Source organism: Chryseobacterium sp. II3a, from assembly GCF_057815135.1.
Map to the genome: position 1 here is coordinate 115,941 of NZ_JBYPZJ010000011.1, position 23,099 is coordinate 139,039.

A 23,099-nucleotide genomic window follows, 5' to 3' on the forward strand; every position below is an offset into this window, starting at 1 on the left:
AAAATTATTTCTTTTCTAAGGCTTTAACGTTGATCTGAAGAGTTACCTCATCTTTAATCACTCCGTTTTCAGCAGGAGCCTGGAACTTCACGCCAAACTCTTCTCTTTTGATATCTTTAGGCTCAGTAGCAATACTTACATCTCCATCTTTCACCGAAACATTCGCTTTAAACTGAACTGGTTTTGTAATCCCTTTAATTGTTAAATTACCATCTAAAAGAGTATTATAATCACCTTCTGTAGCAGGAGTAACTTTTGTAATTTCAAAAGAAGCCGTTGGGAATTTTTCCACTTCAAAGAAATCTCCACTTTTCAGGTGACCGTTCAATTTTCCCATATCATCCGGACTGTCTTTCAAGTCTACAGAGGTCAGGGAATTCATATCAGCAACAAATTTACCGCTTTCTAGTTTTCCTTCCTTCACTGTTACATCACCACTTTCAAACTTAATTGTTCCGAAGTGGCTTGTATTCTCAGATTTGAATACTTTATATCCTTTCCATTCAACTTTACTGTTTAGCGTATCCAAAGTGTACTGGTTACCATCCTTGGTTGTAGTCACCTCATTACTTTCGCTGGTAAGCGGTTTATCTTTTTTACAAGAAACCATTACAGCAGCAACGAATAAAGCAGGAATAGCTAACGAAAACAGTTTTTTTCTCATTTTTGATTTATTTTTATTACTCCCGCTAATATAATAAAAAAAATTATGTTTTCATAAAAACCTTACATTTGTAATATGCTTTTAGAAATAAACAATTTATTCTTCTCTCACACCAAAGAAAAACCACTTTTTCAAAACCTTAATTTAAGATTTGAGGCCAATAAAATTATTGCTTTGGCAGGAGAAAGCGGATGCGGAAAATCTACTCTTTTGAGCTTGGTGTACGGACTGCTTGATTGGGAAAGCGGAGAGATCATTTTTAATGGAGCCAAACTGCTAGGACCCAAAGGAAATCTTGTTCCCGGTGAAGCTGAAATGAAGTTTGTAGCACAGAATTTTGATCTGATGCCTTATGCTACAGTTGCTGAAAATGTAGGTAAATTTATTTCGAATATTAACTTAACAAAGAAAAGAGAAACCGTTATGGAACTTCTTGAAGTTGTAGGACTTCAGGAGTTTGCCGATGTACTTCCAAAATATTTAAGCGGCGGACAACAGCAAAGAGTAGCTATCGCAAGAGCACTTTCCGTGATGCCTAAACTGTTGATCCTTGATGAACCTTTCAGTAATCTTGACTTTCCAAGAAAGATTGAACTTAGAGAAAGACTGTTCAGATATGTAAAAGAACATCAGATTTCTCTGATTATTTCCACCCACGAACTTCAGGACATTATGCCGTGGCTGGATCAGATTGTTATCCTTCAAAATGGAAGACTCATTCAGAATGACAGTCCTGAAGAAACCTATAAAAATCCTTACAATTCATATGTTGCCAAATTATTTGGTGAGGTAAATATCTTCAGTGAAAATGAAGCAGAAGCTTTCCAGTTATCCAAATTTTTCTATTATCCAAAAGGAATAAAAATTTCTGAAAACGGTTTTGAAGCTGAAGTTTTAGAAAGCAGATTTGCAGGAAATTATTATTGGAATAAAATAATAGCAAAAAATAAAGAATTGGTAATGTATACTGATGAAAAGCTGCATAACTCTGTGAGTATTTCATTTGTTTAGTCGAAAAGAGTGAGACCAAAAACATTTAATATTAAACCTCATCGCTCACAGCTCCCATAGCCTTTTCCGCTCTTCAAAAAAAAAGATAACTCGTACATTTCCTTACACTTACCCATAAAAAAAACACAAACATAAGAATCTGTTATTAAACTTTTTCTTACATTTGTATTTCCACAGCATAAGGAAATTATTGGTTATTTCTCTTTCTGCCTTTTAGACGGACATTAGCAATCTTGCAATTAAGTCTTTGAAAGATTACACTGTCCAATTTTTTCCTTTTTTTATGGACTTAAAAACCATATCAAAGGTGAATTGTAATTATGCTTTCTTCACAAATTCTGACTTTAAAGCCATTGCTCCGAAACCATCAATCTTACAGTCGATATTATGATCGCTTCCCGGTCTTAGACGGATATTTTTCACTTTAGTTCCAGCTTTTACCGGTTTTGGTGCTCCTTTTACAGGAAGATCTTTCACCACCACTACAGAATCACCGTCCTGAAGCTCATTTCCGTTTGAGTCCAATATTTTACCCTCGTTTGCTGCTTCAGAAGCTGCTTCTTCAGGGTTCCATTCGTAGAAACACTGAGAACATACCATCATATTATCGCTCGGGTAAGTAAACTCAGAGCTGCATTTCGGACAAAGTACTGTATCACTCATATTTTAATTTTTTGCAAAGGTAGGGCTTTTTCAAGGTTAAAGTCAAGAGATAAAGTTCAGTATAGCAGACTATAAACACGCATTAATTACACGCCAATAGGTGAATTAAATAAAGTTAATTAAGTTAAATGTAAAGAAATAAAGGATATTGATAAACCATGTACAATTTATTTGCAAAGTTTTTTCATTTAAGCAAAAAAGGAGTTCATTCGCCATTGAATAGAAGGCATTTTAACTGACTAAAAAAATATGAATCGTAAGGAAAGTCTTAATAAATTCAGGATCGAAATTTATTAATAGTATTTAAAAGATTAATATACGCCACAAAGTCATTGCTATGTATAATTCTGTTTCAATTTTAAACGCTAATACTCACAATTTTTTTGACTAACACTCTATTTTTGTTAGCAAAGACATTTCATTCAGCTAAGGTACCAACTTATTCATTACTGAGTAAACATTACTGCGATCGATCTAACACGTAGAACAATAAAGCACTACTCGTTCTAAAACACTCTAACTCTTCTACTCTAAAACACTCTCATTCCCAAACCCTCCAACTCAATCTTCAACTCTCAACTTTAATTCGTATTTTTGCAGATTCAAACAGCGAAGCAAATTTATGGAACTTATTCACAGAAACTTGGCTATCGGAATTCACGATGCCTTACAAGAAACATTTTTTGAAAAAAACAAGTATGCCGATAAAGTTATTGAAAGACTTTTAAAGGCAAACAAAAAATGGGGAAGCCAGGACAGAGCCGTTGTTTCTGAGATTTTCTACAATATCATCCGTTGGAAAAAGCGCCTTGAATATTATATGGGCGAAGGGGTAAAACCTAACAATATTTATAAACTGATCATTGCTTATCTTCTTTGGAGCAAAACCAATTATAAAAAGTTTGAAGAGTTTGACGGAATTAAGATTGCGGACATCCTTACCAAACTTAAAAAGAATACAGTTCCTACCAAAGCAATTGAACATTCTATTCCGGATTGGTTAGCAGAAACTCTGGAAAAAGAATTGGGTGCTAACTGGGAAAGAGAAATGATTGCTCTGAATGAGCAGGCTCCTACTGTTTTAAGAACCAATTCATTAAAAACGAGTACAAAGGAACTTATTTCTGACCTTTCAGACGAAGGAGTGGTATCCTACCCTATCAAAAACTATCCTGATGCGGTACAATTGGAAGAAAAAAAGAATGTTTTCCTTACCACTGCTTTTAAAGAAGGATTATTTGAAGTTCAGGATGCTTCATCTCAGAAAATCGGATATTTTCTTGATGTAAAAGAAGGACAGAGAGTGGTAGACGCTTGTGCAGGTGCCGGAGGAAAGACCCTTCACCTGGCAGCATTAATGAGAAACAAGGGTCAGATCGTAGCTTTAGATATTTTCGAATGGAAACTGGCTGAATTGAAGCGTCGTGCTAAAAGAGCCGGAGCCCACAACATTGAAACCCGCATGATCTCCGACAACAAAGTGATCAAACGTCTTCATGACAAAGCAGACAGATTATTGATTGATGCTCCATGTTCTGGTCTTGGTGTTTTAAAAAGAAATCCGGACAGTAAGTGGAAGATTGACCAGGACTTTATTGACAGAATCAAAAAAGAGCAGCAACAGATTCTTCAGGATTATTCTAAAATGCTTAAAAAAGGAGGGAAGATGGTATATGCTACATGCTCTATCCTTCCATCTGAAAATAATCTGCAAGTAGAAGAATTCCTTAAAAATAATCCAGGATTTAAAATGATTAAGGATGAGAAGGTAATGCCAAGCGAAGGATACGATGGATTCTACATGGCATTGATTGAAAGAGTTTCTTAATTGACTTTAAAATACAATACAAATAAAAACTACTCCAAGGGGTAGTTTTTTTGTTTTTTCAGAGTATTGTGTAACATTTCATCTTTATTTCCTACTAACTCTATAGATTAACCGTTTTGACGCTGTTGGTATATTTTTATAGTTAAAATACCCTTCAGCAATTTATAGTATGGATATAAGGACTGAATTTATTTTTTTTTGCCTGTATTCTAAACCTTATCTGTTTTCGATACAGCCCTAAGGATGCCAATATATATTCTCAAAGAGAATTTCCACAAAACGATTACTCAAGACATAGCCGACTGATGGTGCTTTTCCTTTTTTAATATAGGAAAATCATTTCAAAGGATGAATAGCATATATAGTTAGTGATTTTATATTACTAATGAAGGGCTTGCTAAAACCCTATAAAAACAAAACCTTCTTGCATGAGAATTGCAAGAAGGTAAAAACACAAATGATGAAAAAAAATTATTTCGAGCCACAAAGTAAGGGCTAAAATTTGCATAATAAATTATCATATATTAAGAAATATGTCATTTTTATTTCGTATAGAGAGTAAAGAAATTTTAAGCCAACGAAAAAAATCAATCAAAAACATACTAATTCTCATAAATAGTTAATATTTTTCTTTAAAATAAATTATTTAATTTATATTTTTAACTTATACATATTTTTTATTGTTATTTATAAACATCTCTTTTACTTTTGTCACTATAAATAATAAAAATATGTGTGGAATTGTATGTTTATTCGATGCCAAGCAAAAAACTGAGATATTAAGGCCTCAGGTTTTGGAAATGTCAAAAAAGATCCGTCACAGAGGACCAGATTGGAGTGGAGTTTTTCAGGATGAAAAAGTAGTGTTCTCTCATGAAAGACTCGCCATTGTAGATCCGACCTCTGGAAAACAACCTTTATTTACAAAAGACGGAAAAGTAGTATTAGCTGTAAACGGTGAAATCTACAACCATAGAGAACTAAAAGAAGAATTTCCCGATTTTGAGTTCCAGACTCAATCTGATTGCGAAGTGATTCTTGCTCTCTACAGAAAATATGGAAAAGACTTTGTGGAAAAACTGAATGGTATTTTCGCATTTGCACTATATGATACTGAAAATGAAGTGTACCTTATTGCCCGTGACCATATGGGAATTTGTCCTCTTTATCAGGGATGGGATAAGAACGGAAACTATTATGTAGCTTCTGAATTAAAAGCACTGGAAGGCGTATGCAAGACTATTGAAACATTCTTACCCGGGCATTTTGTATACAGTAAAGATGGGACTGAACTTCAACAATGGTATACCAGAGAATGGCAAAACTTTGATCATGTTAAAGAGAACAAAACCGATATTGATCAGCTAAGAAAAGGGCTTGAAGATGCTGTTCACAGACAATTGATGAGTGATGTACCTTATGGGGTATTGCTTTCGGGAGGTTTAGATTCATCTGTTATTTCTGCGATTACAGCAAAATTTGCAAGACAAAGAATTGAAAGTGGTGACACTCAGGAAGCATGGTATCCAAGATTACACAGTTTCGCAGTGGGTCTTGTAGGATCTCCAGATTTAGCAGCTGCACAGAAAGCCGCAGAACATATTGGGTCTGTTCACCATGAAGTTAACTTTACCGTTCAGGAGGGGCTGGATGCAGTGCGTGATGTGATTTATCACCTGGAAACTTATGATGTAACCACCATCAGAGCTTCCACTCCTATGTATCTTTTAGCAAGAGTGATCAAGTCAATGGGTATCAAAATGGTATTATCAGGTGAAGGTTCGGATGAGCTGTTTGGCGGTTATCTGTATTTCCATAAAGCTCCTAATGCTAAAGAATTCCATGATGAAACAGTAAGAAAACTTGGAAAACTTCACTTGTATGACTGCCTGAGAGCCAACAAAGCCTTAATGAGCTGGGGAATAGAAGGAAGAGTTCCTTTCTTAGACAAGGAATTTATGGATATTGCCATGGCTGTTAACCCACAGGATAAAATGATTAACACAGCTGAAGGAAAAATTGAAAAATGGGTATTAAGAAAAGCCTTTGAAGATATTCTTCCTTCATCTATTGTATGGAGACAGAAAGAGCAGTTTTCAGATGGTGTAGGCTATTCATGGATCGATACTTTAAAAGAAGTAGCTGAAAAAGAAGTTACAGATGAAATGATGGCTAACGCAAGATTCAGATTTCCGCTCAACACTCCACAAAATAAGGAAGAATACCGATACAGAACAATTTTTGAAGAGCACTTCCCTAGTGAAACGGCGGCCGCAACTGTTCCGTCTGTTCCATCCGTAGCCTGCTCTACTCCTATCGCTTTGGAATGGGATGAAGCTTTCAAAAAGATGAACGATCCTAGTGGAAGAGCGGTGAAGGTACATGAGACTTCTTATTAGGAGTTCGAGAGTAGGAGTGCCATAGAGTCAATACTGAATGGTCTATTCGTTGTAATTGTCTATTTTTGATGTTCAATGATTAAAGTTATTATGATTCTAAATCTATTCACAATTCACTTGTGAAGTAAATTTGATTATTGACATTTTATACATCTACACTTCTTATTTCTAACTTCTACCACAATAATTTATTAATCCTGTAGCAATACGGGATTATTTTTTGAATTAACTATAACAATATGGCATAATTTAACTGACAATCAAAAATAATATCTAATAAATAATTATATTTGGAAAACGAAAATATCAATTATAAAAAAATGAGAAGAAACCTTACTGTTTTATTTGCCTTATTATCCATCAGTTTTGCTTTTGGACAGGGAAAATATGGCAAATATCTGAACTCAAAAAAGCTTGCTTTAGCTTATAAAAGCGTGAAAGATGCTGATAAGGATGACTATTATCAACAGTTTTACTGGTTGGTAAAAGCTGAGCAACTTAAGACTTATCCTCACCTCAAGGATATAAAGCCTGTCGTTCTATATGAATTTGTAAAATACGTTAACCCTCAGAATCCAACAAAAAAATTGGATAAGAGAGATAAAGAACTTAGAGCAACAGCAGAATTATCTTTAAACCAATACTTCAAAAACAAGAATTTTGAGAACAACTCTGTTCTGATGTACAACCTTGAAACCTATGTAGATCCATCAAAAGGACAATTTTATACCAAAGTTGATCCTGAAAAAATTAAAGAGCTGGTTCCAAAGGAGTTATTTGCTTTCAATTCTTTCAACAGAAACTTAGGAGAAGAAAAGACGTACTATCTTTGGGTAGATAAGAAAAAAGATGATTTGAATATTGTAGATATTATTCCAAGTGAGAAAGATGACAAGTCATTCTATACAAGATTGAGACAATATCTTCCTAGCTATAAATTTTCAAAATATGTTCCGACTGTAAAAAAAGGAAACAAGACGGATAAAACGGATATTGAATATTATTATATTATGCCTTTTGAACAAAATGCTGATAATATAGAATACAAAACAAAGGATTTCAAAAACTTTACCTTAAGCCAGTACAGAAAAGCTGGTGATGAATGGAAAGGAGTAGAAAAACCTAAAAAATAAATCAAAAAGTCCTGTGATATTTCGCAGGACTTTTTTAATTTTATATGGATTTCTTTATCTAAGAATTGAACTGCTTAAAGCAAGCATTTTCTTCAAATAAAATAAGCCTGGAAATTTTTGAAGCATTCCAGCCTATACAAAATGACAGAAACAAGCCCTCAAAAGACCTCCATAAAAAAAATTCTTCCACTGATCCTGGCCACTGCTATTTTCATGCAGATGCTGGACTCAACCATCCTGAATACTTCCCTACCATCCATTGCCAAGGATCTTCATGAATCCCCGCTGAATATGCAGAATGCCATCATCAGTTATGTATTGACATTAGCTGTATTTATGCCTGCAAGTGGCTTTTTGGCGGATCGTTTCGGGACTAAAAAAGTATTTATTTTTTCATTGATATTATTCAGTCTTGGATCTTTGTTTTGTTCTTTATCTCAAAACCTTACTCATCTTGTTATCTCAAGGGTGATTCAGGGAGTTGGAGGAAGCTTGATGACACCGGTCGGAAAGCTGGCACTCATTAAAACCTTTGATAAGAATGAGCTGCTTAAAGCAATGAATTTTGCCATTATTCCTGCTTTAATAGGTCCTGTCCTTGGACCACTGGTAGGTGGCTATATGGTAGATTATCTTTCATGGCACTGGATATTCCTCATTAATATCCCAATTGGTTTTTTAGGAATTATTTTGGGGTTAAAATTCATGCCTGATTATAAGTCTGATGATGTAGATTTTGATTTTAAAGGATTTTTGATATTTGCTGCAGCCTCTCTCCTGCTCTCTATTTCGCTGGAACTTTTTGGAGATATGCAGAATATAACACCTGTTCTCGTTGTATTTATCCTCGGATTCCTGTTTCTTTATTATTACTATAAACATGCAAAAAAAGAAGGACATCCTATTTTTCCTTTAAACTTGTTTCAGGTAAGAACCTTCCGTGTGGGAATTGTAGGAAACCTTGCCACAAGACTCGGAATCAGCTCAGTTCCGTTATTACTTCCACTTATGATCCAGATTGCTTATAAACAGTCTGCCGTAACTTCCGGATGGATCATTGCTCCTATGGCTCTAACTGCTATATTCGGGAAATCATCGGTTATTAAAATTCTGGATAAATATGGCTATCGGCAAACTTTAATGATCAATACTTTTATTATCGGAACCTTGATCTGTATGCTGGCTATTCCGAATATTCATACCTCATTATATTGGTTTGTCCCTATTATTGCAGTTCTCGGTTTTTTCAACTCTATTCAGTTTACCTCTATGAACACCATTTCCATTGCAGATCTTAGAAATTTCCAGACCAGCAGTGGTAACTCATTAATATCAGTTAATCAACAGCTCGCAATCGGTTTCGGAATTGCCTTTGGATTAATTGTTTTAAAAATATTTGAAACCTCTGACCTCATCCAGGGTGAAACTCATAATGCTTTCCGATATACTTTTCTTACGGTAGGAATTCTAACAATCTTATCAGGCTTTGTGTTTAGAAGACTGCACATTTCAGATGGAAAGAATATGAAATCCAAAGAAGACTAGATAAGATTTATTGCTTTATCAGCCTTTTAACCATTTACTTTTTCACTTCGATACGAACTTATCACAGATCAATGCATCTGCCTTATAAGTATGGTATTTTTGTTTATATAAAATCAGTAATATTATGGCAACTAAAAAAGTAGAAATGGTAGTATCTCCAAGACCTGCACACTTTGTAGGTGACGGTTTTAGAGTTCATAATTTTATTCCAGGTGTACATGGGTTAGATATGAAAAGAATGGACCCGTTTATTATGCTTGATTATAATTCAAAATTCCATTTCAATGGTTCAGACAGACCAAGAGGTGTAGGAGTACACCCACACAGAGGTTTTGAAACAGTAACTATAGCATATAACGGTAAAGTGGAACATCACGACAGTGCCGGAGGTGGTGGTATCATTGGAGAAGGTGATGTACAGTGGATGACAGCTGCCAAAGGTGTTCTTCACAAAGAATATCATGAAACAGAATGGGCCAAAGAAGGCGGAATCTTTCAAATGGTTCAGCTTTGGGTGAATCTTCCTGCAAAAGACAAGATGAGTACTCCCAAATATCAGGCTATTGAAAATTCTAAAATGGAAAAAGTAGACCTTGGTGAAAACGGTTTTATAGAAGTAATTGCCGGAGAATATAATGGGAATAAAGGTCCCGCATTTACCTTCACTCCTGTTCATATGATGAATGCCAAATTGAAAGCCGGAGGTAAGGCAGAGTTTCATTTTCCTGCCCACTTCAACACCGCTGCTTTAGTAATTGAAGGAAGTATTATCATCAACGGAGAAGAAACCGTTAAAGCAGATCATTTTGCATTATTTAAAAATGAGGGGGAAAGCTTCAATATTGAAGCTAAAGATGATTCTGTTGTTTTAATTATCAGTGGAGAACCTATTAATGAGCCTATTTTCCCTCATGGACCTTTTGTGATGAATACCAGAGAGGAAATTATGCAGGCCTTTGAGGATTTCAATACCGGAAAATTTGGATATCTTGAAGATTAAGAATATAGAATTAAATTTTTCTTAATCTTAAATCAGCTCTTTTTTTACTAACTTTATATATCATTATATCAGGTTGAAGTCTAGAAGATTAATGTTAAGTAATGTGTAGAGATAAACCTTATAGTTTTTTGAAACCTATAAGGTTTGTTTTCTTAACAAGATTTTTCACATAAAAAACCAAAGATGTCAATCTCTTACAACTTCACCTATCAACTTTTAATACAGAAAATTATGAAATCAGAATTCGAAAATATACCTCTTGTAAAAACCGAAAAAAGATTTGAAATAGAAGTCAATGGGCATTATGCCTTTATTGATTATCGTGAAACAAGCCATCAGATTGCATTGATCCACACGGAAGCTGATCAGGAATTAGCAGGAACAGGTGCAGCTGCGGCAGTAGTAGAGAAAACATTAAATTATATTGAAGAAAGTGGTAAAAAACTGCTTCCGTTCTGTCCGTATGTCTTTGCTTTTATCAAAAAGCATCCGGAGTGGAAGCGTATCGTAGATCAAAAATTTGACGGATACGATAAACTGTAAATTTTCATCACTATTTATTTAAACAAACATTAAAAGCATTACATCATTATGTCAAATATTGGACTTATCATTGAAGAAAAAGCAGCAGACATTGGGAATTTCCTGGTAGGAAGACTCCTTCCGTTCCGTGAAAAAAGAGCAGTAGGACCTTTTGTTTTTATTGATCACATGGGGCCTTCAGAGTTAAAGGATTATCAAAACCTTGATGTTCCCCCTCACCCACATATCGGATTATCTACATTAACTTACCTGCTGGAAGGTTCTATTTTCCATAGAGACAGTATTGGTAGTGCTCTTGAGATTAAACCGGGTGCTGTTAATTGGATGACTGCCGGGAAAGGAGTTGTACACTCTGAAAGAACCCCTGAATATTTAAGACACAGCGATAAAAGACTTCATGGATTTCAGATCTGGGTAGGACTGCCAAAACATCTTGAACAGTCTGCGCCTACTTTCCATCATATTGAAGCGGATGAAATTCCGGTTTGGGAGGAAGATGGTATTCAGTATAAATTAATTGCCGGAGAAGCATTTGGAAAAACCTCTCCTGTTCCGGTACACAGTAAATTATTTTTCATTGAGATCAAAACCAAAGAAGCTAAGAAAATCAGCATTGGGAAAGATCTTTATGGAGAAGCTGCCATGTATGTTCTGGATGGAACAGTCACTACAGATGGTAATTCTTACGGTTCTAAACAACTGATGATTGCAAAAGACACGAAGCTTTGTGAGTTTGATATGAGCGAAAACGGAACGGTTTATCTTTTTGGTGGGGAGCCTTTTGATGAGGAACGTTTTATCTTCTGGAACTTTGTTAATTCTGACAAGGAAGTAATTGATCAGGCTAAAGTGAATTGGCATGACCAAAATCATGATGCATTTCCTTTAGTTCCGGGCGATGAACAAGAGTATGTTCCTCTTCCAAAGTCTATTTTAAACAGAAAATAATTCCATTTCTTAGAAAACCATGAAAATATTAGCATTTGCAGGAAGCAGCTCCTCCACATCAATTAACAGAGAGCTGGTAAAGTTTGTTTTAAAAGATTTTCAGGAGGAAGAGATCAATCTTATCGACCTCAATGATTTCACGATGCCTGTTTTTTCTGTAGATCTTGAAAAGAAAGGATTTCCGGATGAGGCGCACCAATTTTTAAAGGCCATTGAAGAATGTGATGTCATCATCTGTTCTCTTGCAGAGCACAACCGGTCTTACAGTGCTGCTTTTAAAAATGTTTTCGATTGGGCATCAAGGATTAATGTGAAAGTATTTCAGAATAAACCAATGCTTCTGATGAGTACTTCTCCCGGAGGATACGGTGGCGGCAATGTAATGAATACAGCCAAAACATTTTTCCCACAATTTGCAGCAGACATCAAAGACACTTTTTCACTTCCAAAGTTTTATGAAAATTTTGATTTGGAAAGCGGAGTGATTAACCCTGATATGCTGGGCGAGCTGAAAACAAAAATTGAAAATTTCAAAAACATCATTAAACCCCATGACTAAAGGAAGACTGGAAGCATTCAGTGATGGCGTTCTGGCCATTATTATTACCATCATGGTTCTTGAACTGAAAGTACCTGAAGGGAGTAGCTGGGCAAGCTTAAAACCTCTAATTCCTAAGTTTTTAGCTTATATTTTCAGTTTTATCTATGTTGGAATTTACTGGAACAATCATCATCACTTATTTCAGACGGTAAAAAAAGTAAACGGAGGTATTCTTTGGGCTAATCTTCATTTGTTATTTTGGCTTTCTATGATGCCGATTGCAACAGAATGGATAGGAACTACAGGTTTTGCTAAAAACCCTGTTGCAACCTATGGTATAGGACTTATCATGAGTGCTGTAGCTTATACTATTCTGGAAAATGTTATTATCCGATGTGAAGGTGAAAATTCAAAGCTGAAAGAAGCCATACATTCAAAGTATAAAGAAAATATATCCATTATATTTTATATTTTGGGCATCGCTACTTCATTTTTTTATCCTTATATTGCCATAGGTTTTTATTATATAGTGGCTCTTATATGGCTGATTCCCGACAGAAGAATCGAAAAATCATTAAAAGACAATTAATATGGAAACACACGAATATCCCAACGGCGACATTACTGTCATCTGGCAGCCTCAGAAGTGTATCCACTCGGCTGTATGTGTAAAAATGCTTCCCAAAGTCTACAATCCCAAAGACAGACCTTGGATAAAAGCGCAAAATGCAACCCCTGAAGAATTAAAAAAACAGATAGACCAATGCCCATCTGGAGCATTAAGTTATAAATTCAATACTGAAAAATAATGGCAGTAACGGTAAAAGCAAGTTTAGGAAAAACAAAATATTATACAGAAGTAACAGCAGGTGAAAATACAATCATTACTGATGAACCTTTAGATAAAGGCGGACAAAATAAAGGTTTCAATCCCATGGAAATCCTCGCTACATCTTTGGCTAGCTGTACAGCAGCTACTCTGAGAATGTACATCGAAAGAAAAGAATGGGATGTGGAAAACATTAATGTGGAAGTGGAACTTGAAAATTATCCCTTAACCAAAAAAGCAATCTTTAAAAGAGATATTACTTTTGAAGGGGTTTTGGATGATGAACAAATGAAAAGACTCCATACCATTGCTGACGCATGCCCAGTACATAAAATATTAACCAACGATATAGAAATATTAACTAAATTCTCATAAAACATGATCGAAGTAAAACAAAACAACGACGAAAAACACGGAAGTTTTGAAGCTTTCATAGATGGAAGACGCGCAGGAATGATGACATATACCTGGGCAGGAGAAGAAAGATTTATTATTGACCACACTGAGGTGGAAGAAGCCTACAACGGAAAAGGAGTAGGTAAGGAAATGCTTTTGGCTGCTGTAGATTTTGCAAGAAAAAACGGAAAGAAAATCATTCCGCTTTGTCCTTTTGCTAAGGCCAGTTTCCAGAAGAGTGAGGAATTGCAGGATGTTTTGGTGAATTAATCACAGGTTCCACCCTTACAATACAAACCTTTCAGAGTAGATCTGGAAGGTTTTTTCTTAAACGCAAAGTTTATTTTGGATTATATTAAATTTTAAGTGAGCAAAGAGAGAATCGATTTGATGAAGCGAACTGTTAGTCGTTATTACTTACAAAATATTAGAAATGATGAAAATATAGAGAATAGCTACTTTCATGAGCTTTATAACTCCCTACTTCCAGCTCCCAGCTTCCAACCTTTCTGAAAATATAAGTTTTATCCCGGGCTTAGATTACTTCCTTTGAGTAATTATATAAAAATTACCTGTTATTGAAATTCACTATTCACGATGGTTCTTTTTTATATATTTGCTAAAATTTAAAATCTAAGCATGAATCCAGGAACTGTCCTTTTGCTGTTTGTCTTTATCTATTTTATCGGTCTTTTGGTGATCTCTTATTTTACCAGCCGAAATTCTGACAACCAGTCTTTCTTTATCGGTAATAAAAAAAGTAAATGGTGGCTCGTTGCATTCGGAATGATAGGAACTAGCTTAAGTGGGGTTACCTTTATTTCAGTTCCGGGGACAGTCGGGAAAATGACTGGCTCCGAATATATTTATGGAGGTTTTGAATATTACATGATGGTCATCGGATTTTTCATTGGGTATTTTATTGTAGCAGCTATTCTGCTTCCTCTGTATTATAAAATGAATCTTACTTCCATTTACACCTATTTGGGGAAAAGATTCAATGTGGAGGCCCATAAGATCGGATCTATCTTCTTTATTATCTCAAGAGCCATTGGAGCTACAGCGAGATTATATCTGGTTGTAAATGTATTGCAGATCTTCCTTCTTGAAGGTTTAGGCGTTCCTTTTTGGGTTACTTCTATGGTTCTTTTACTGATGGTCCTTCTCTATACTTTTGAAGGTGGAGTAAAAACTATTGTGATCACTGATACTTTGCAGACTTCCTTTATGATTATTAGTTTGGTGGCTTGTATTGTTTACATTTTATCCAATCTGAACCTGTCTTTTGGTGAAGCTTATACTATATTAGGACAGAAAAATTATACCCACTTCATCAATTTTGATCCTAATTCCAAGACGTTTTTCCTTAAAACGATTCTGGGTGGAATCTTCATCACGATTGCCATGACCGGACTGGATCAGGAGATGATGCAAAAAAATATCTCCGTAGACAATCTTAAAAACTCAAAGAAGAACATGCTCACTTTTGCAGGAACTCTTCTTTTGGTTAATCTTGCATTTCTATTTTTAGGTGGTTTACTTTATCTTTTTGCGTTACAACATGGCGCAGAATACGGAACGACAGGAACTGATCCTGTGAGTAATATTTTCGGGTTCAAAGATGCTGCAGGAAACATCAAAAATATTATGGGAGATGATCTTTTCCCAGCCTTATCTCTTAACGGGTATTTCCCAATGGCTATTTCCGTTATTTTTATTATCGGATTGATCTCTGCATTATTCCCTTCTGCAGATGGTGCATTAACGGCAGTAACAAGTTCGTATTGTGTAGACCTGTTAAACCTTAATGAAGATAAAACAAAGACTGAAAAAGAGAAGAAAAGCCTTCGTATGAAAGTGCATTTAACTTTCACCGTGATGTTCTTCATTTTAATCATGGTGTTCAAAGCTTTGAATGACAAATCTATTGTCTACCTGATTATGGAAATTGCAGGATATACGTATGGCCCTCTATTAGGACTTTTTGCTTTTGGAATCTTCACCAAGTTCAAAATATCCAGGAAGTATTCAATTCTTATGGTAACCATTCTGGCTCCTATTATCACTTATTTAATCAATTTTGCAGTGACTACATATACAGATTACAGAATTGGCGTAGAGCTTATTGTTCTTAATGGTTTGCTGACCTTCATTGGGCTATGGATGGTGAAGGATAAACAGCATTTAAGAGTTGTTTAATGAAAAAGTAATCACAAAATATCAATCATGAAATTATTTGTTGTTTTAACCTTTAGCCTGTTTGCTGGCATATTTGTAAATGCTCAGAGTGCTGTGGATTTTGCAAATCTTGCAAAGTACAAAGATGAAAATATAAGTCTTATAAATTCAAAGAAAAAAGTGGATGTTGTTTTTATGGGGAATTCTATTACAGAAGGCTGGGTAAAAAGTCATCCGGAATTTTTCTCTGAAAACAATTATACAGGGAGAGGAATCAGCGGACAAACAACATCACAGATGTTGCTGCGTTTCCAGAATGATGTTATTGCTTTAAAACCAAAGGTGGTGATTATCAATGCAGGAACTAATGATATTGCACAAAATACAGGCATTTATGATCCTGATTTCACTTTTAATAATATCAAGTCTATGGCTGATATTGCTCAAAACAACGGAATTAAAATAATTATTGCCTCTCTTTTACCTGCAGCATCATTTCCATGGCGTAAAGAGATTACGGATGTTGCTCAAAAAGTAGATGCTCTGAATCAAAGATTAAAGCAGTACGCAAGCAGCAACAGACTCCTGTTTGTGGATTACAACACTGCGATGCGCGATGCAAAGGGCGGAATGCGTGAAGGACTTTCAAAGGATGGTATTCATCCGGTTCCGGCAGGATACGCCATCATGGAACCTCTCATTAAAAATGCAATCAATAAAACATTAGGAAAAAAATAAAAATTCAAAAAAATATTCTATAAACTATGAAAAAAATTATTTCACTTTTCATCTTTGTATTAACATTTGGATCTTTGGCTGCTCAGGAGAATTTTGAAGTATCCACTTTAAGAATCGGACCTTACAAAATCTTTATGGAAAAAAGTGAAGCAGAAAAAATTTCCGGTACAAAACTGAAAATTTCTGATGGAGAACAAAAAAATGGAGTAAAATACAATGGAGAGCTCATCAATATTGAAGTTTTCCAGGGTTATGGTGGTGAAGCAAAACCAAATGCTGTTACGATTACAGGAATGTCAACCACCAGTAAAAAATTCAGAACCAAAAGCGGAATGGGTGTTGGAAGTACCAGAGATGAGCTTATCAATACATACAGAAATTATCCTACATTCAGTGTTCGCCCGGAAGTAGATAATAATGGCAAACGTATTAAAGATGCCGGATACTTTAATATTGATGACGATGATGCCGGAACCCAGTTAACATTTAAATTTGTTAATAATATCGTGACTGAAATTACTGTTTACATCAACGAAGGCTGTTAAAAGCAGGAAAATATTCAATTCAAACAAAATCCGGGTTTTCACATCCGGATTTTTGCATTTCCATAAGCCGGTAAAAAATTGTAAATTCGCGTGCAAATAAATCAGATATAATGAGTAAAAGTATCGAAGAGTTAAAATCTCTTACTACACAGATCAGAAGAGACATTTTAAGAATGGTTCACGCTGTAAATTCAGGACACCCGGGAGGAAGCTTAGGCTGTACAGAGTACTTTACAGCACTTTATGGAAAGGTAATGAACTATCATCTTCCTTTTACGATGGAAGGCAAAAATGAAGATCATTTTTATCTATCAAACGGGCACATTTCTCCTGTGTACTACTCTACTTTGGCAAGATTCAATTTCTTCCCGGTAGATGAATTGAGAACTTTCAGAAAGCTTGATTCAAGATTACAGGGACACCCTACTACTCATGAAGGTCTTCCAGGAATCAGAATTGCTTCAGGTTCTTTAGGACAAGGTCTTTCTGTAGCATTAGGAGCTGCTTTAGGTAAAAAAATGGACGGAGATCAGTCTCTTGTTTACACTCTTCACGGAGATGGTGAACTTCAGGAGGGTCAGATCTGGGAAGCGCTGATGTTTGCTGCTGCTAAAAAAGTAGATAACATCATTTCTACAATCGACTACAACGGACGTCAGATTGATGGTGATACAGATGATGTATTAAGCCTTGGAAATCTTCATGCTAAACTTGAAGCTTTCGGATGGATTGTTTTAGAAGAAAAGAACGGTAACGACCTTGAAGCTGTAATCGGTATTCTTGAAAGAGCCAAAGCTGAAACAGGAAAAGGAAAGCCTGTAGCGATTATGCTTCACACAGAAATGGGCGCTGGAGTAGATTTCATGATGGGATCTCACGCTTGGCACGGTAAAGCTCCTAATGATGAGCAATTGGAAACTGCATTCAAACAATTGTATTTAGAAGCTCCTGCTGACTACTAATCTCTAACCATCAGTTAAACTCTCGATTAATAAAAATAAAAATGAAATATACATATACAGAAAAAAAGGACACACGTTCAGGATTCGGAGCCGGATTAGCTGAGCTTGCTGACAAAAACCCTAATGTTGTAGCACTTTGTGCAGACCTTATCGGATCTTTGAAAATGGAGAAATTCATTGAGAAAGCTCCTGAAAGATTTGTTCAGGTGGGTATTGCAGAAGCCAACATGATGGGACTTGCTGCTGGTCTTAGTATCACAGGAAAAATTCCTTTCACAGGAACTTTTGCGAACTTCTCTACTTCAAGAGTATATGATCAAATTCGTCAATCTATTGCTTACTCCGGAAAGAATGTAAAAATCTGTGCATCTCACGCAGGTCTTACGTTAGGAGAAGATGGAGCTACTCACCAGGTATTGGAAGATATCGGGATGATGAAAATGCTTCCAGGAATGACTGTAATCAACCCTTGTGACTACAACCAGACAAAAGCGGCCACTCTTGCTATTGCTGATTTCGAAGGTCCTGTATATTTAAGATTCGGTAGACCTACTGTTCCTGTATTTATCCCTGAAGATATGCCTTTCGAAATCGGAAAAGGAATCATGCTTCAGGAAGGTACTGACGTAACCATTGTTGCAACAGGACACCTTGTATGGGAATCTCTTGTAGCAGCTGATGAGCTTGAAAAAGAAGGTATTTCTTGTGAAGTGATCAACATCCACACGATTAAACCTCTTGATGAAGAAATCATCTTAAAATCTGTTGAAAAAACAAGTAAAATTGTAACGGCTGAAGAGCACAACTACCTTGGTGGTTTAGGGGAGTCTGTTGCAGGAATGCTTGCAAGAAGAAGACCTACAAGACAGGAATTTGTAGCAGTAAACGACACTTTCGGAGAATCTGCAACTCCTGCTGAATTGATGAAGAAGTATAAGATTGATGCTGCTGCAGTGAAAGAAGCTGTAAAGAGAATTTTAGCTAACTAATGATTAGCTTTATTATAATAACTGCGGGCTGTTTCTTCGAAACAGCCCGCAGTCTTTTATTGAATGATTCAATGTTGGAGTTAACCACCCCGCCAAAAATTCAAAGAATTTTTGTCACCCCTCCACAGGACGGGAATAGTTATACATATACTTGTCATGGTTGTAGCTTCTACCCTACTTTTCGTTTGTTTTTTTATTCATGTTCATTGAATGGAATTCCAACAGCAATCAGGATGGGGCACAATATTTCTTTTATATAATCCTCTTCTCTTTCAATAGATTTCTTTGAGCCTGAAAAATAATTACTGATTCTATAGTTTTTGACAAACTGATGGCGCTTTCTTCCGATAGAATAGTAATATCCACCCCTTTCATCATTGATAAAATAAGTCATTTCATCAAAAGTCATGATCCTTTTAGAGAGCATTAATTTTCTATAAATACACTTCTCTGATTTATCAAAAACATATTTTACAGGAATTCTGAAAAACAGATCAAACAGAAAATAGATCATATAAATTCCCCAAACCATCAATGCAATTTTGAACTGGTCCGAAGACATCTTATCCATAAAGTAACAGATAACCACAGGAAGAGCAATAATTCCCAATACCAGCCACCAAATTAAAGTACGGAGAAAGTAGTAATTGGGCATCATGCTTATTTCACTGCCGTTCTCTTCAAATTTATAACGGTCTATTACGTTCATTGTCCCGATCATTAATTCTCATGATGTCTTCTGTTTCATTGACCATCTTTTGGATTCCTTTTTGAGTCAGAGCCTGCCCAACAGTCAGATGCTTTTCTTTACCATCTATTTCAAAATAAATAGACAATATCACATTGGTAGTAATAAACCCCATATATTTTGTAGATAACACATGGAAATTGGTAAAATCCTTTATATCATAGGTTCTGGCCGGAACAAAAATGGTATGCTTTCCGGTAATTGTCTTCCGGTCCATATCGATGATGAATTTCTTGGTAAAAAAATTAATAATGATAAGAGCTACGACCGCAATGATAATAAAGCTGAAAGTTCTGGCAGAATTAAATATTAACCCTGCTATTATTAAAAAGATAAGGCATAATACAGTAATAAAAACCGGTTGATTTCTAAACACATACTGGTTTCCTTCCTGCTTGTAAAATTGATATGAATTCATAGTGAATTTGGTTTGATTTTGTTTGATTTTATTGTTGGAAATTAATTTTCGTAGCGTAATGCAATTTCATCTTCATTAATTGTTTTCAGAGTATTCAAATCTGTCCTGAAATAGGTATCATGAATAGAAAAATAGGCATCTATTTTTACTTGGGTTTGTGCAGATGCTTTCTTCCAGCAATCAAAAAACCATTGTTCAAATATCTTGTACTTCTCGTCATCATATTCATCCAGAATATCATCAAAATCTTCTCCTTCATAATGATCTTGAAAATCTGAGGATGCAGTCCATATTTTTTCCGGAATAAGCGCATTCCAATCATTTTCATTGCCAGCATTTTTTTTAGTGGGTAAAAAAACAGTATTGGTAGCTATTTTACCTTTACTGTCCACACCCCAGAATACAATATCAAGATATTCATATTCATACTCGAAATAGAAGGCTTTAATATCAGATTTCCCATTATTATCAAGATAACTGATATGTTCTCCATTCAACAGATGAATAAGATCATCCGTAAGCCGCCCACTGATTTCTTCGAGGTATTTTTTTAATTCAATATTGAGTTTTTTCAAATCTTCCATAACCTGATTTTGTATTAAAATTTATGATTGGATGTTTCTGAGACAATTATTTCACTCCGCTTCATTCTATATAATGAAATGTGTTTTTTTATTCTTCATCCTTAATTTAATTGTCCCAGGTATCCATCCAATCCAGATATTCACTTTTATATTCATTATCATTCAACCGGATAATAATGTCTTTCAGATCCTGCTTCTCAAATTCATAATCTGAAACGGTGAAAATCAAGAAAACTTCTTTTCCTATAGTATTTCTAAAAAAGTTCTCATTTTTAAGTTTCTCTAAAACTTCGATACAGGTATCATAGAGCTTATCCTGAAACTCATGAAACCACATATCATATTCCTCCTCCTCTTCATATCTATTTTCATATTTCTCTAACTCTGTTCTCAGGCTGGTACAGATATCATTAAATTCTTCATCTGCTCCTTCCATTTCATACGTCCATTCTGCAGGTTGATATTTAAAATAGACAGCATCATCCTCGTTTATATTTTTAAGCCCTTCCAGCGTATTGGAAGAGGGACATACTGTCATTGCCCCTTCATCACTGTACAATGCAAAACTGTAAATATTTTCAGCTCTGTGCTTTTCGTACATTTCTAAAAAAGCCTTCTTTGCTGCTGCCTCTATCTGTTTTTTCAACGTTTCAAAATCCATGCTTCATTTCTTTTTTTAAATGGGGCGGTAAAATTACCCTTATCCCGCTAATTCAGATTAACATATTGATTAAAAGTATAGCCAGTTTCATGATTATGAATAGTCAATTTTGGCATAGAAGATTACTTGTTCTTGTTATAAATGACCCATCCCGGAATTACAAATGCCGCTGCAATAAGTAATGGAGGCAGTTCTCCATACTCAAACAGCCAGGAAGTTTCTTTGGAAGGGCCTATTTTCACTACAACAGCTAAACAGAAGCCTATAATGATCATGATAATTCCTAATGTCTTTTTCATACAACTTAATATTAATGGTTATAAATTCCTTAGTCTACAAAATTGTTATAGCGGCTAAGCACCGTACCAGCCTCACCTTCAAGGTCATCAAGATCTTTATTCAGTTCAGTACTGTTTTCATTCAAGCTTCTTTGGACGATTCTCATTTTTCCAAGAAAGTCATTCACAGAATTATTAAATGCTGTATAACTGCTCTCTTTCTGTTTTTCCGATGATGGAATTTTTTCATCTACATTTCGTTTATAGAGAGTTTCCATTTGCTGATATTGCTGGCTAAACTTCTGTTTGTAAGCATTCATATCTTTAATATTATAAGAATCATCAATAATTTTTTGAGTAAATTCCATTGTTTCTTTTGAGTAGATGATATGATCCTTCAGTGGATGGTCTTTAAGCACTTCTATTTCTGCCTTATCAGCTTTTGGTGACAGTTTCGCAAACAGTTCATTGGCAGCATTTCGGTTCTCCTGAATAATTTTATCTGCCTTTTCATTGATCTCAGCGATTTTCTTTCCTTTATCATCCTTCCAGTCTTCTCCATTTTTATAAGCCTCAAATTCTTTCTTCAGTATTTCTAACTGAGCTGCTGTATCCTTCATTTTATCAACAAGAACCTGATAGTCTTTTCCCAATATATCCGGTGCTTTAATATCCTGGTTCATCCACATCGTTATGGTAGGCGTAAATATTGGAGACATGCCAATATATTGAGGATTTTCTGATACACTCTTTACATATTCTTCCATCTGGGTCAGTGAACTCTGAAAATTTTTAATAAAATCAGCCTGAGCTTCATCCATTTTCACTACTTTATTGTTAAAAGCAACGATGTCTCTGTTTCCATCTCCAGAATTAACACTAAAAGGGTTCACCTGATTACTATTTCCAGGCTGTGAAAGCTTTTCTTTGATTTTCTCAAGTTTATCACAGGATGTCATAGAAAATACTATAATAAGTATTCCTGAAATGATTAATGATTTTTTCATACTCTAATATTTAAAGTTAAATAGGTGTTGTTTTGTATTTTTCATTAACATCTTCCAATTCATTAATCACTTCCTGCATGGTTTTCTTACTGAAAGACTGAGATATTACTGGACGCTTAAAATGGGGCACATTTTTAAAATTACCATATAAATAGCATCCTAAAGGAATAAAACCTATATACATAGTCTGAAGCTCAAATCCTCCAAAGTCATTTAAATCATAAGTAAACTTTTTACGATTCAATCCTCTATTAGAAATAGTAAGAAGCTTTGATACAGGATCAAAAGTAATATCAGGAGGCATGAACGAAACAATGGTAAGAAGTAATGAAAACATCAACATTATGATTCCCGTTTTCAGATAACTGGTATACACAATCACAATGATTGAAATCAGAACCCATGCAATCACTATACTATGCTGTAATGAAAGATATTGCTTTACCTGATAACCCGTTCCCTCTCTTTTTAAATGTTTAAAATCGTCCATC

The 23,099-nt window shown here is 35.2% G+C and carries 27 protein-coding genes; 18 read left to right on the top strand and 9 right to left on the bottom strand.

Features of this window, described 5'->3' with window-relative positions; all coding sequences use genetic code 11:
- Nucleotides 1-4: 4 nt before the first annotated feature.
- Nucleotides 5-664: a YceI family protein gene (locus AC3HD6_RS20800; protein ID WP_488898066.1), complete on the bottom strand. Its 660-nt coding sequence runs from the start codon at nt 662-664 to the stop codon at nt 5-7.
- A 75-nt stretch (nt 665-739) separates the two neighbouring features.
- On the opposite strand from AC3HD6_RS20800, the gene AC3HD6_RS20805 reads away from it, so the two are divergent.
- A complete protein-coding gene (locus tag AC3HD6_RS20805; RefSeq protein WP_488898067.1) occupies nt 740-1,675 on the top strand; it encodes a sulfate/molybdate ABC transporter ATP-binding protein in 936 nt (311 codons plus the stop codon).
- A gap of 318 nt (nt 1,676-1,993) precedes the next feature.
- Here the strand turns inward: AC3HD6_RS20805 and AC3HD6_RS20810 are convergent, their stop codons facing one another.
- Nucleotides 1,994-2,338 (bottom strand): zinc ribbon domain-containing protein YjdM, encoded by a 345-nt coding sequence (locus AC3HD6_RS20810; RefSeq protein ID WP_027373877.1) that lies wholly within the window; start codon nt 2,336-2,338, stop codon nt 1,994-1,996.
- Nucleotides 2,339-2,960: 622 nt separating this feature from the next.
- Between AC3HD6_RS20810 and AC3HD6_RS20815 the strand changes: the two genes are divergently transcribed.
- From AC3HD6_RS20815 to AC3HD6_RS20895, 17 genes are all read left to right on the top strand, one after another.
- Nucleotides 2,961-4,166 carry an RsmB/NOP family class I SAM-dependent RNA methyltransferase gene (locus tag AC3HD6_RS20815; protein ID WP_068939631.1) on the top strand — a complete coding sequence of 402 codons (1,206 nt, stop codon included), beginning with the start codon at nt 2,961-2,963 and terminating at the stop codon, nt 4,164-4,166.
- Nucleotides 4,167-4,897: 731 nt separating this feature from the next.
- Nucleotides 4,898-6,565, top strand: coding sequence for an asparagine synthase B (gene asnB, locus AC3HD6_RS20820; protein WP_488898068.1), 1,668 nt, complete (start codon nt 4,898-4,900; stop codon nt 6,563-6,565).
- 290 nt (nt 6,566-6,855) lie between these two features.
- On the top strand, nt 6,856-7,698 hold the full coding sequence (locus AC3HD6_RS20825; RefSeq protein WP_488898069.1) for a hypothetical protein: 843 nt from the start codon (nt 6,856-6,858) through the stop codon (nt 7,696-7,698).
- Between the two features lie 141 nt (nt 7,699-7,839).
- Complete coding sequence (locus AC3HD6_RS20830; protein ID WP_488898070.1) at nt 7,840-9,243, top strand: MFS transporter; 1,404 nt, start codon at nt 7,840-7,842, stop codon at nt 9,241-9,243.
- Nucleotides 9,244-9,367: 124 nt separating this feature from the next.
- Nucleotides 9,368-10,243: a pirin family protein gene (locus AC3HD6_RS20835; RefSeq protein ID WP_488898071.1), complete on the top strand. Its 876-nt coding sequence runs from the start codon at nt 9,368-9,370 to the stop codon at nt 10,241-10,243.
- A 231-nt stretch (nt 10,244-10,474) separates the two neighbouring features.
- On the top strand, nt 10,475-10,786 hold the full coding sequence (locus AC3HD6_RS20840; protein ID WP_488898072.1) for a GNAT family N-acetyltransferase: 312 nt from the start codon (nt 10,475-10,477) through the stop codon (nt 10,784-10,786).
- Nucleotides 10,787-10,834: 48 nt separating this feature from the next.
- Nucleotides 10,835-11,734, top strand: coding sequence for a pirin family protein (locus AC3HD6_RS20845; RefSeq protein ID WP_488898073.1), 900 nt, complete (start codon nt 10,835-10,837; stop codon nt 11,732-11,734).
- Between the two features lie 19 nt (nt 11,735-11,753).
- A complete protein-coding gene (locus AC3HD6_RS20850; protein WP_488898074.1) occupies nt 11,754-12,293 on the top strand; it encodes an NADPH-dependent FMN reductase in 540 nt (179 codons plus the stop codon).
- Complete coding sequence (locus AC3HD6_RS20855) at nt 12,286-12,864, top strand: TMEM175 family protein (protein ID WP_488898075.1); 579 nt, start codon at nt 12,286-12,288, stop codon at nt 12,862-12,864. Before AC3HD6_RS20850 ends, AC3HD6_RS20855 begins: the two co-directional genes overlap by 8 nt.
- Before the next feature lies 1 nt (nt 12,865).
- Complete coding sequence (locus tag AC3HD6_RS20860; protein ID WP_068939648.1) at nt 12,866-13,084, top strand: (4Fe-4S)-binding protein; 219 nt, start codon at nt 12,866-12,868, stop codon at nt 13,082-13,084.
- Entirely contained in the window at nt 13,084-13,479 is a 396-nt protein-coding gene (locus AC3HD6_RS20865) for an OsmC family protein (protein WP_488898076.1), read from the top strand. Before AC3HD6_RS20860 ends, AC3HD6_RS20865 begins: the two co-directional genes overlap by 1 nt.
- A gap of 3 nt (nt 13,480-13,482) precedes the next feature.
- A complete protein-coding gene (locus AC3HD6_RS20870) occupies nt 13,483-13,770 on the top strand; it encodes a GNAT family N-acetyltransferase (protein ID WP_002984420.1) in 288 nt (95 codons plus the stop codon).
- A gap of 369 nt (nt 13,771-14,139) precedes the next feature.
- Nucleotides 14,140-15,699: a sodium:solute symporter gene (locus tag AC3HD6_RS20875; protein WP_488898077.1), complete on the top strand. Its 1,560-nt coding sequence runs from the start codon at nt 14,140-14,142 to the stop codon at nt 15,697-15,699.
- Nucleotides 15,700-15,726: 27 nt separating this feature from the next.
- The gene (locus tag AC3HD6_RS20880) at nt 15,727-16,416 is read left to right on the top strand and encodes an SGNH/GDSL hydrolase family protein (RefSeq protein ID WP_488898078.1); all 690 of its coding nucleotides are present in this window, start codon (nt 15,727-15,729) and stop codon (nt 16,414-16,416) included.
- 26 nt (nt 16,417-16,442) lie between these two features.
- Nucleotides 16,443-16,961: a hypothetical protein gene (locus tag AC3HD6_RS20885; RefSeq protein WP_488898079.1), complete on the top strand. Its 519-nt coding sequence runs from the start codon at nt 16,443-16,445 to the stop codon at nt 16,959-16,961.
- 107 nt (nt 16,962-17,068) lie between these two features.
- The gene (locus AC3HD6_RS20890; RefSeq protein WP_488898101.1) at nt 17,069-17,923 is read left to right on the top strand and encodes a transketolase; all 855 of its coding nucleotides are present in this window, start codon (nt 17,069-17,071) and stop codon (nt 17,921-17,923) included.
- A 41-nt stretch (nt 17,924-17,964) separates the two neighbouring features.
- Nucleotides 17,965-18,912 carry a transketolase family protein gene (locus AC3HD6_RS20895; protein ID WP_488898080.1) on the top strand — a complete coding sequence of 316 codons (948 nt, stop codon included), beginning with the start codon at nt 17,965-17,967 and terminating at the stop codon, nt 18,910-18,912.
- A gap of 193 nt (nt 18,913-19,105) precedes the next feature.
- Here AC3HD6_RS20895 and AC3HD6_RS20900 read toward each other — a convergent pair whose 3' ends face one another.
- The 7 genes from AC3HD6_RS20900 to AC3HD6_RS20930 form a co-directional block, all read right to left on the bottom strand.
- Nucleotides 19,106-19,621, bottom strand: coding sequence for a hypothetical protein (locus tag AC3HD6_RS20900; RefSeq protein WP_488898081.1), 516 nt, complete (start codon nt 19,619-19,621; stop codon nt 19,106-19,108).
- Nucleotides 19,599-20,078 carry a hypothetical protein gene (locus tag AC3HD6_RS20905; protein ID WP_488898082.1) on the bottom strand — a complete coding sequence of 160 codons (480 nt, stop codon included), beginning with the start codon at nt 20,076-20,078 and terminating at the stop codon, nt 19,599-19,601. Before AC3HD6_RS20905 ends, AC3HD6_RS20900 begins: the two co-directional genes overlap by 23 nt.
- A 41-nt stretch (nt 20,079-20,119) precedes the next feature.
- Nucleotides 20,120-20,662 carry a hypothetical protein gene (locus AC3HD6_RS20910; protein WP_488898083.1) on the bottom strand — a complete coding sequence of 181 codons (543 nt, stop codon included), beginning with the start codon at nt 20,660-20,662 and terminating at the stop codon, nt 20,120-20,122.
- 106 nt (nt 20,663-20,768) lie between these two features.
- A complete protein-coding gene (locus AC3HD6_RS20915) occupies nt 20,769-21,323 on the bottom strand; it encodes a DUF4303 domain-containing protein (protein WP_488898084.1) in 555 nt (184 codons plus the stop codon).
- A gap of 122 nt (nt 21,324-21,445) precedes the next feature.
- Nucleotides 21,446-21,622 carry a hypothetical protein gene (locus AC3HD6_RS20920; protein ID WP_488898085.1) on the bottom strand — a complete coding sequence of 59 codons (177 nt, stop codon included), beginning with the start codon at nt 21,620-21,622 and terminating at the stop codon, nt 21,446-21,448.
- A gap of 29 nt (nt 21,623-21,651) precedes the next feature.
- Nucleotides 21,652-22,608, bottom strand: coding sequence for a YiiG family protein (locus AC3HD6_RS20925; protein WP_488898086.1), 957 nt, complete (start codon nt 22,606-22,608; stop codon nt 21,652-21,654).
- A gap of 16 nt (nt 22,609-22,624) precedes the next feature.
- Nucleotides 22,625-23,098: a hypothetical protein gene (locus AC3HD6_RS20930; RefSeq protein ID WP_488898087.1), complete on the bottom strand. Its 474-nt coding sequence runs from the start codon at nt 23,096-23,098 to the stop codon at nt 22,625-22,627.
- Nucleotide 23,099 lies beyond the last annotated feature (1 nt).

What these genes read in the sequence shown, in the direction of transcription:
- AC3HD6_RS20800 (WP_488898066.1), bottom strand. Translation starts at nt 664, where the DNA reads ATGAGAAAAAAACTGTTTTCGTTAGCTATTCCTGCTTTATTCGTTGCT.
- AC3HD6_RS20805 (WP_488898067.1), top strand. Translation starts at nt 740, where the DNA reads ATGCTTTTAGAAATAAACAATTTATTCTTCTCTCACACCAAAGAAAAA.
- AC3HD6_RS20810 (WP_027373877.1), bottom strand. Translation starts at nt 2,338, where the DNA reads ATGAGTGATACAGTACTTTGTCCGAAATGCAGCTCTGAGTTTACTTAC.
- AC3HD6_RS20815 (WP_068939631.1), top strand. Translation starts at nt 2,961, where the DNA reads ATGGAACTTATTCACAGAAACTTGGCTATCGGAATTCACGATGCCTTA.
- asnB (WP_488898068.1), top strand. Translation starts at nt 4,898, where the DNA reads ATGTGTGGAATTGTATGTTTATTCGATGCCAAGCAAAAAACTGAGATA.
- AC3HD6_RS20830 (WP_488898070.1), top strand. Translation starts at nt 7,840, where the DNA reads ATGACAGAAACAAGCCCTCAAAAGACCTCCATAAAAAAAATTCTTCCA.
- AC3HD6_RS20835 (WP_488898071.1), top strand. Translation starts at nt 9,368, where the DNA reads ATGGCAACTAAAAAAGTAGAAATGGTAGTATCTCCAAGACCTGCACAC.
- AC3HD6_RS20840 (WP_488898072.1), top strand. Translation starts at nt 10,475, where the DNA reads ATGAAATCAGAATTCGAAAATATACCTCTTGTAAAAACCGAAAAAAGA.
- AC3HD6_RS20845 (WP_488898073.1), top strand. Translation starts at nt 10,835, where the DNA reads ATGTCAAATATTGGACTTATCATTGAAGAAAAAGCAGCAGACATTGGG.
- AC3HD6_RS20850 (WP_488898074.1), top strand. Translation starts at nt 11,754, where the DNA reads ATGAAAATATTAGCATTTGCAGGAAGCAGCTCCTCCACATCAATTAAC.
- AC3HD6_RS20855 (WP_488898075.1), top strand. Translation starts at nt 12,286, where the DNA reads ATGACTAAAGGAAGACTGGAAGCATTCAGTGATGGCGTTCTGGCCATT.
- AC3HD6_RS20860 (WP_068939648.1), top strand. Translation starts at nt 12,866, where the DNA reads ATGGAAACACACGAATATCCCAACGGCGACATTACTGTCATCTGGCAG.
- AC3HD6_RS20865 (WP_488898076.1), top strand. Translation starts at nt 13,084, where the DNA reads ATGGCAGTAACGGTAAAAGCAAGTTTAGGAAAAACAAAATATTATACA.
- AC3HD6_RS20870 (WP_002984420.1), top strand. Translation starts at nt 13,483, where the DNA reads ATGATCGAAGTAAAACAAAACAACGACGAAAAACACGGAAGTTTTGAA.
- AC3HD6_RS20875 (WP_488898077.1), top strand. Translation starts at nt 14,140, where the DNA reads ATGAATCCAGGAACTGTCCTTTTGCTGTTTGTCTTTATCTATTTTATC.
- AC3HD6_RS20880 (WP_488898078.1), top strand. Translation starts at nt 15,727, where the DNA reads ATGAAATTATTTGTTGTTTTAACCTTTAGCCTGTTTGCTGGCATATTT.
- AC3HD6_RS20885 (WP_488898079.1), top strand. Translation starts at nt 16,443, where the DNA reads ATGAAAAAAATTATTTCACTTTTCATCTTTGTATTAACATTTGGATCT.
- AC3HD6_RS20895 (WP_488898080.1), top strand. Translation starts at nt 17,965, where the DNA reads ATGAAATATACATATACAGAAAAAAAGGACACACGTTCAGGATTCGGA.
- AC3HD6_RS20900 (WP_488898081.1), bottom strand. Translation starts at nt 19,621, where the DNA reads ATGAACGTAATAGACCGTTATAAATTTGAAGAGAACGGCAGTGAAATA.
- AC3HD6_RS20905 (WP_488898082.1), bottom strand. Translation starts at nt 20,078, where the DNA reads ATGAATTCATATCAATTTTACAAGCAGGAAGGAAACCAGTATGTGTTT.
- AC3HD6_RS20910 (WP_488898083.1), bottom strand. Translation starts at nt 20,662, where the DNA reads ATGGAAGATTTGAAAAAACTCAATATTGAATTAAAAAAATACCTCGAA.
- AC3HD6_RS20915 (WP_488898084.1), bottom strand. Translation starts at nt 21,323, where the DNA reads ATGGATTTTGAAACGTTGAAAAAACAGATAGAGGCAGCAGCAAAGAAG.
- AC3HD6_RS20920 (WP_488898085.1), bottom strand. Translation starts at nt 21,622, where the DNA reads ATGAAAAAGACATTAGGAATTATCATGATCATTATAGGCTTCTGTTTA.
- AC3HD6_RS20925 (WP_488898086.1), bottom strand. Translation starts at nt 22,608, where the DNA reads ATGAAAAAATCATTAATCATTTCAGGAATACTTATTATAGTATTTTCT.
- AC3HD6_RS20930 (WP_488898087.1), bottom strand. Translation starts at nt 23,098, where the DNA reads ATGGACGATTTTAAACATTTAAAAAGAGAGGGAACGGGTTATCAGGTA.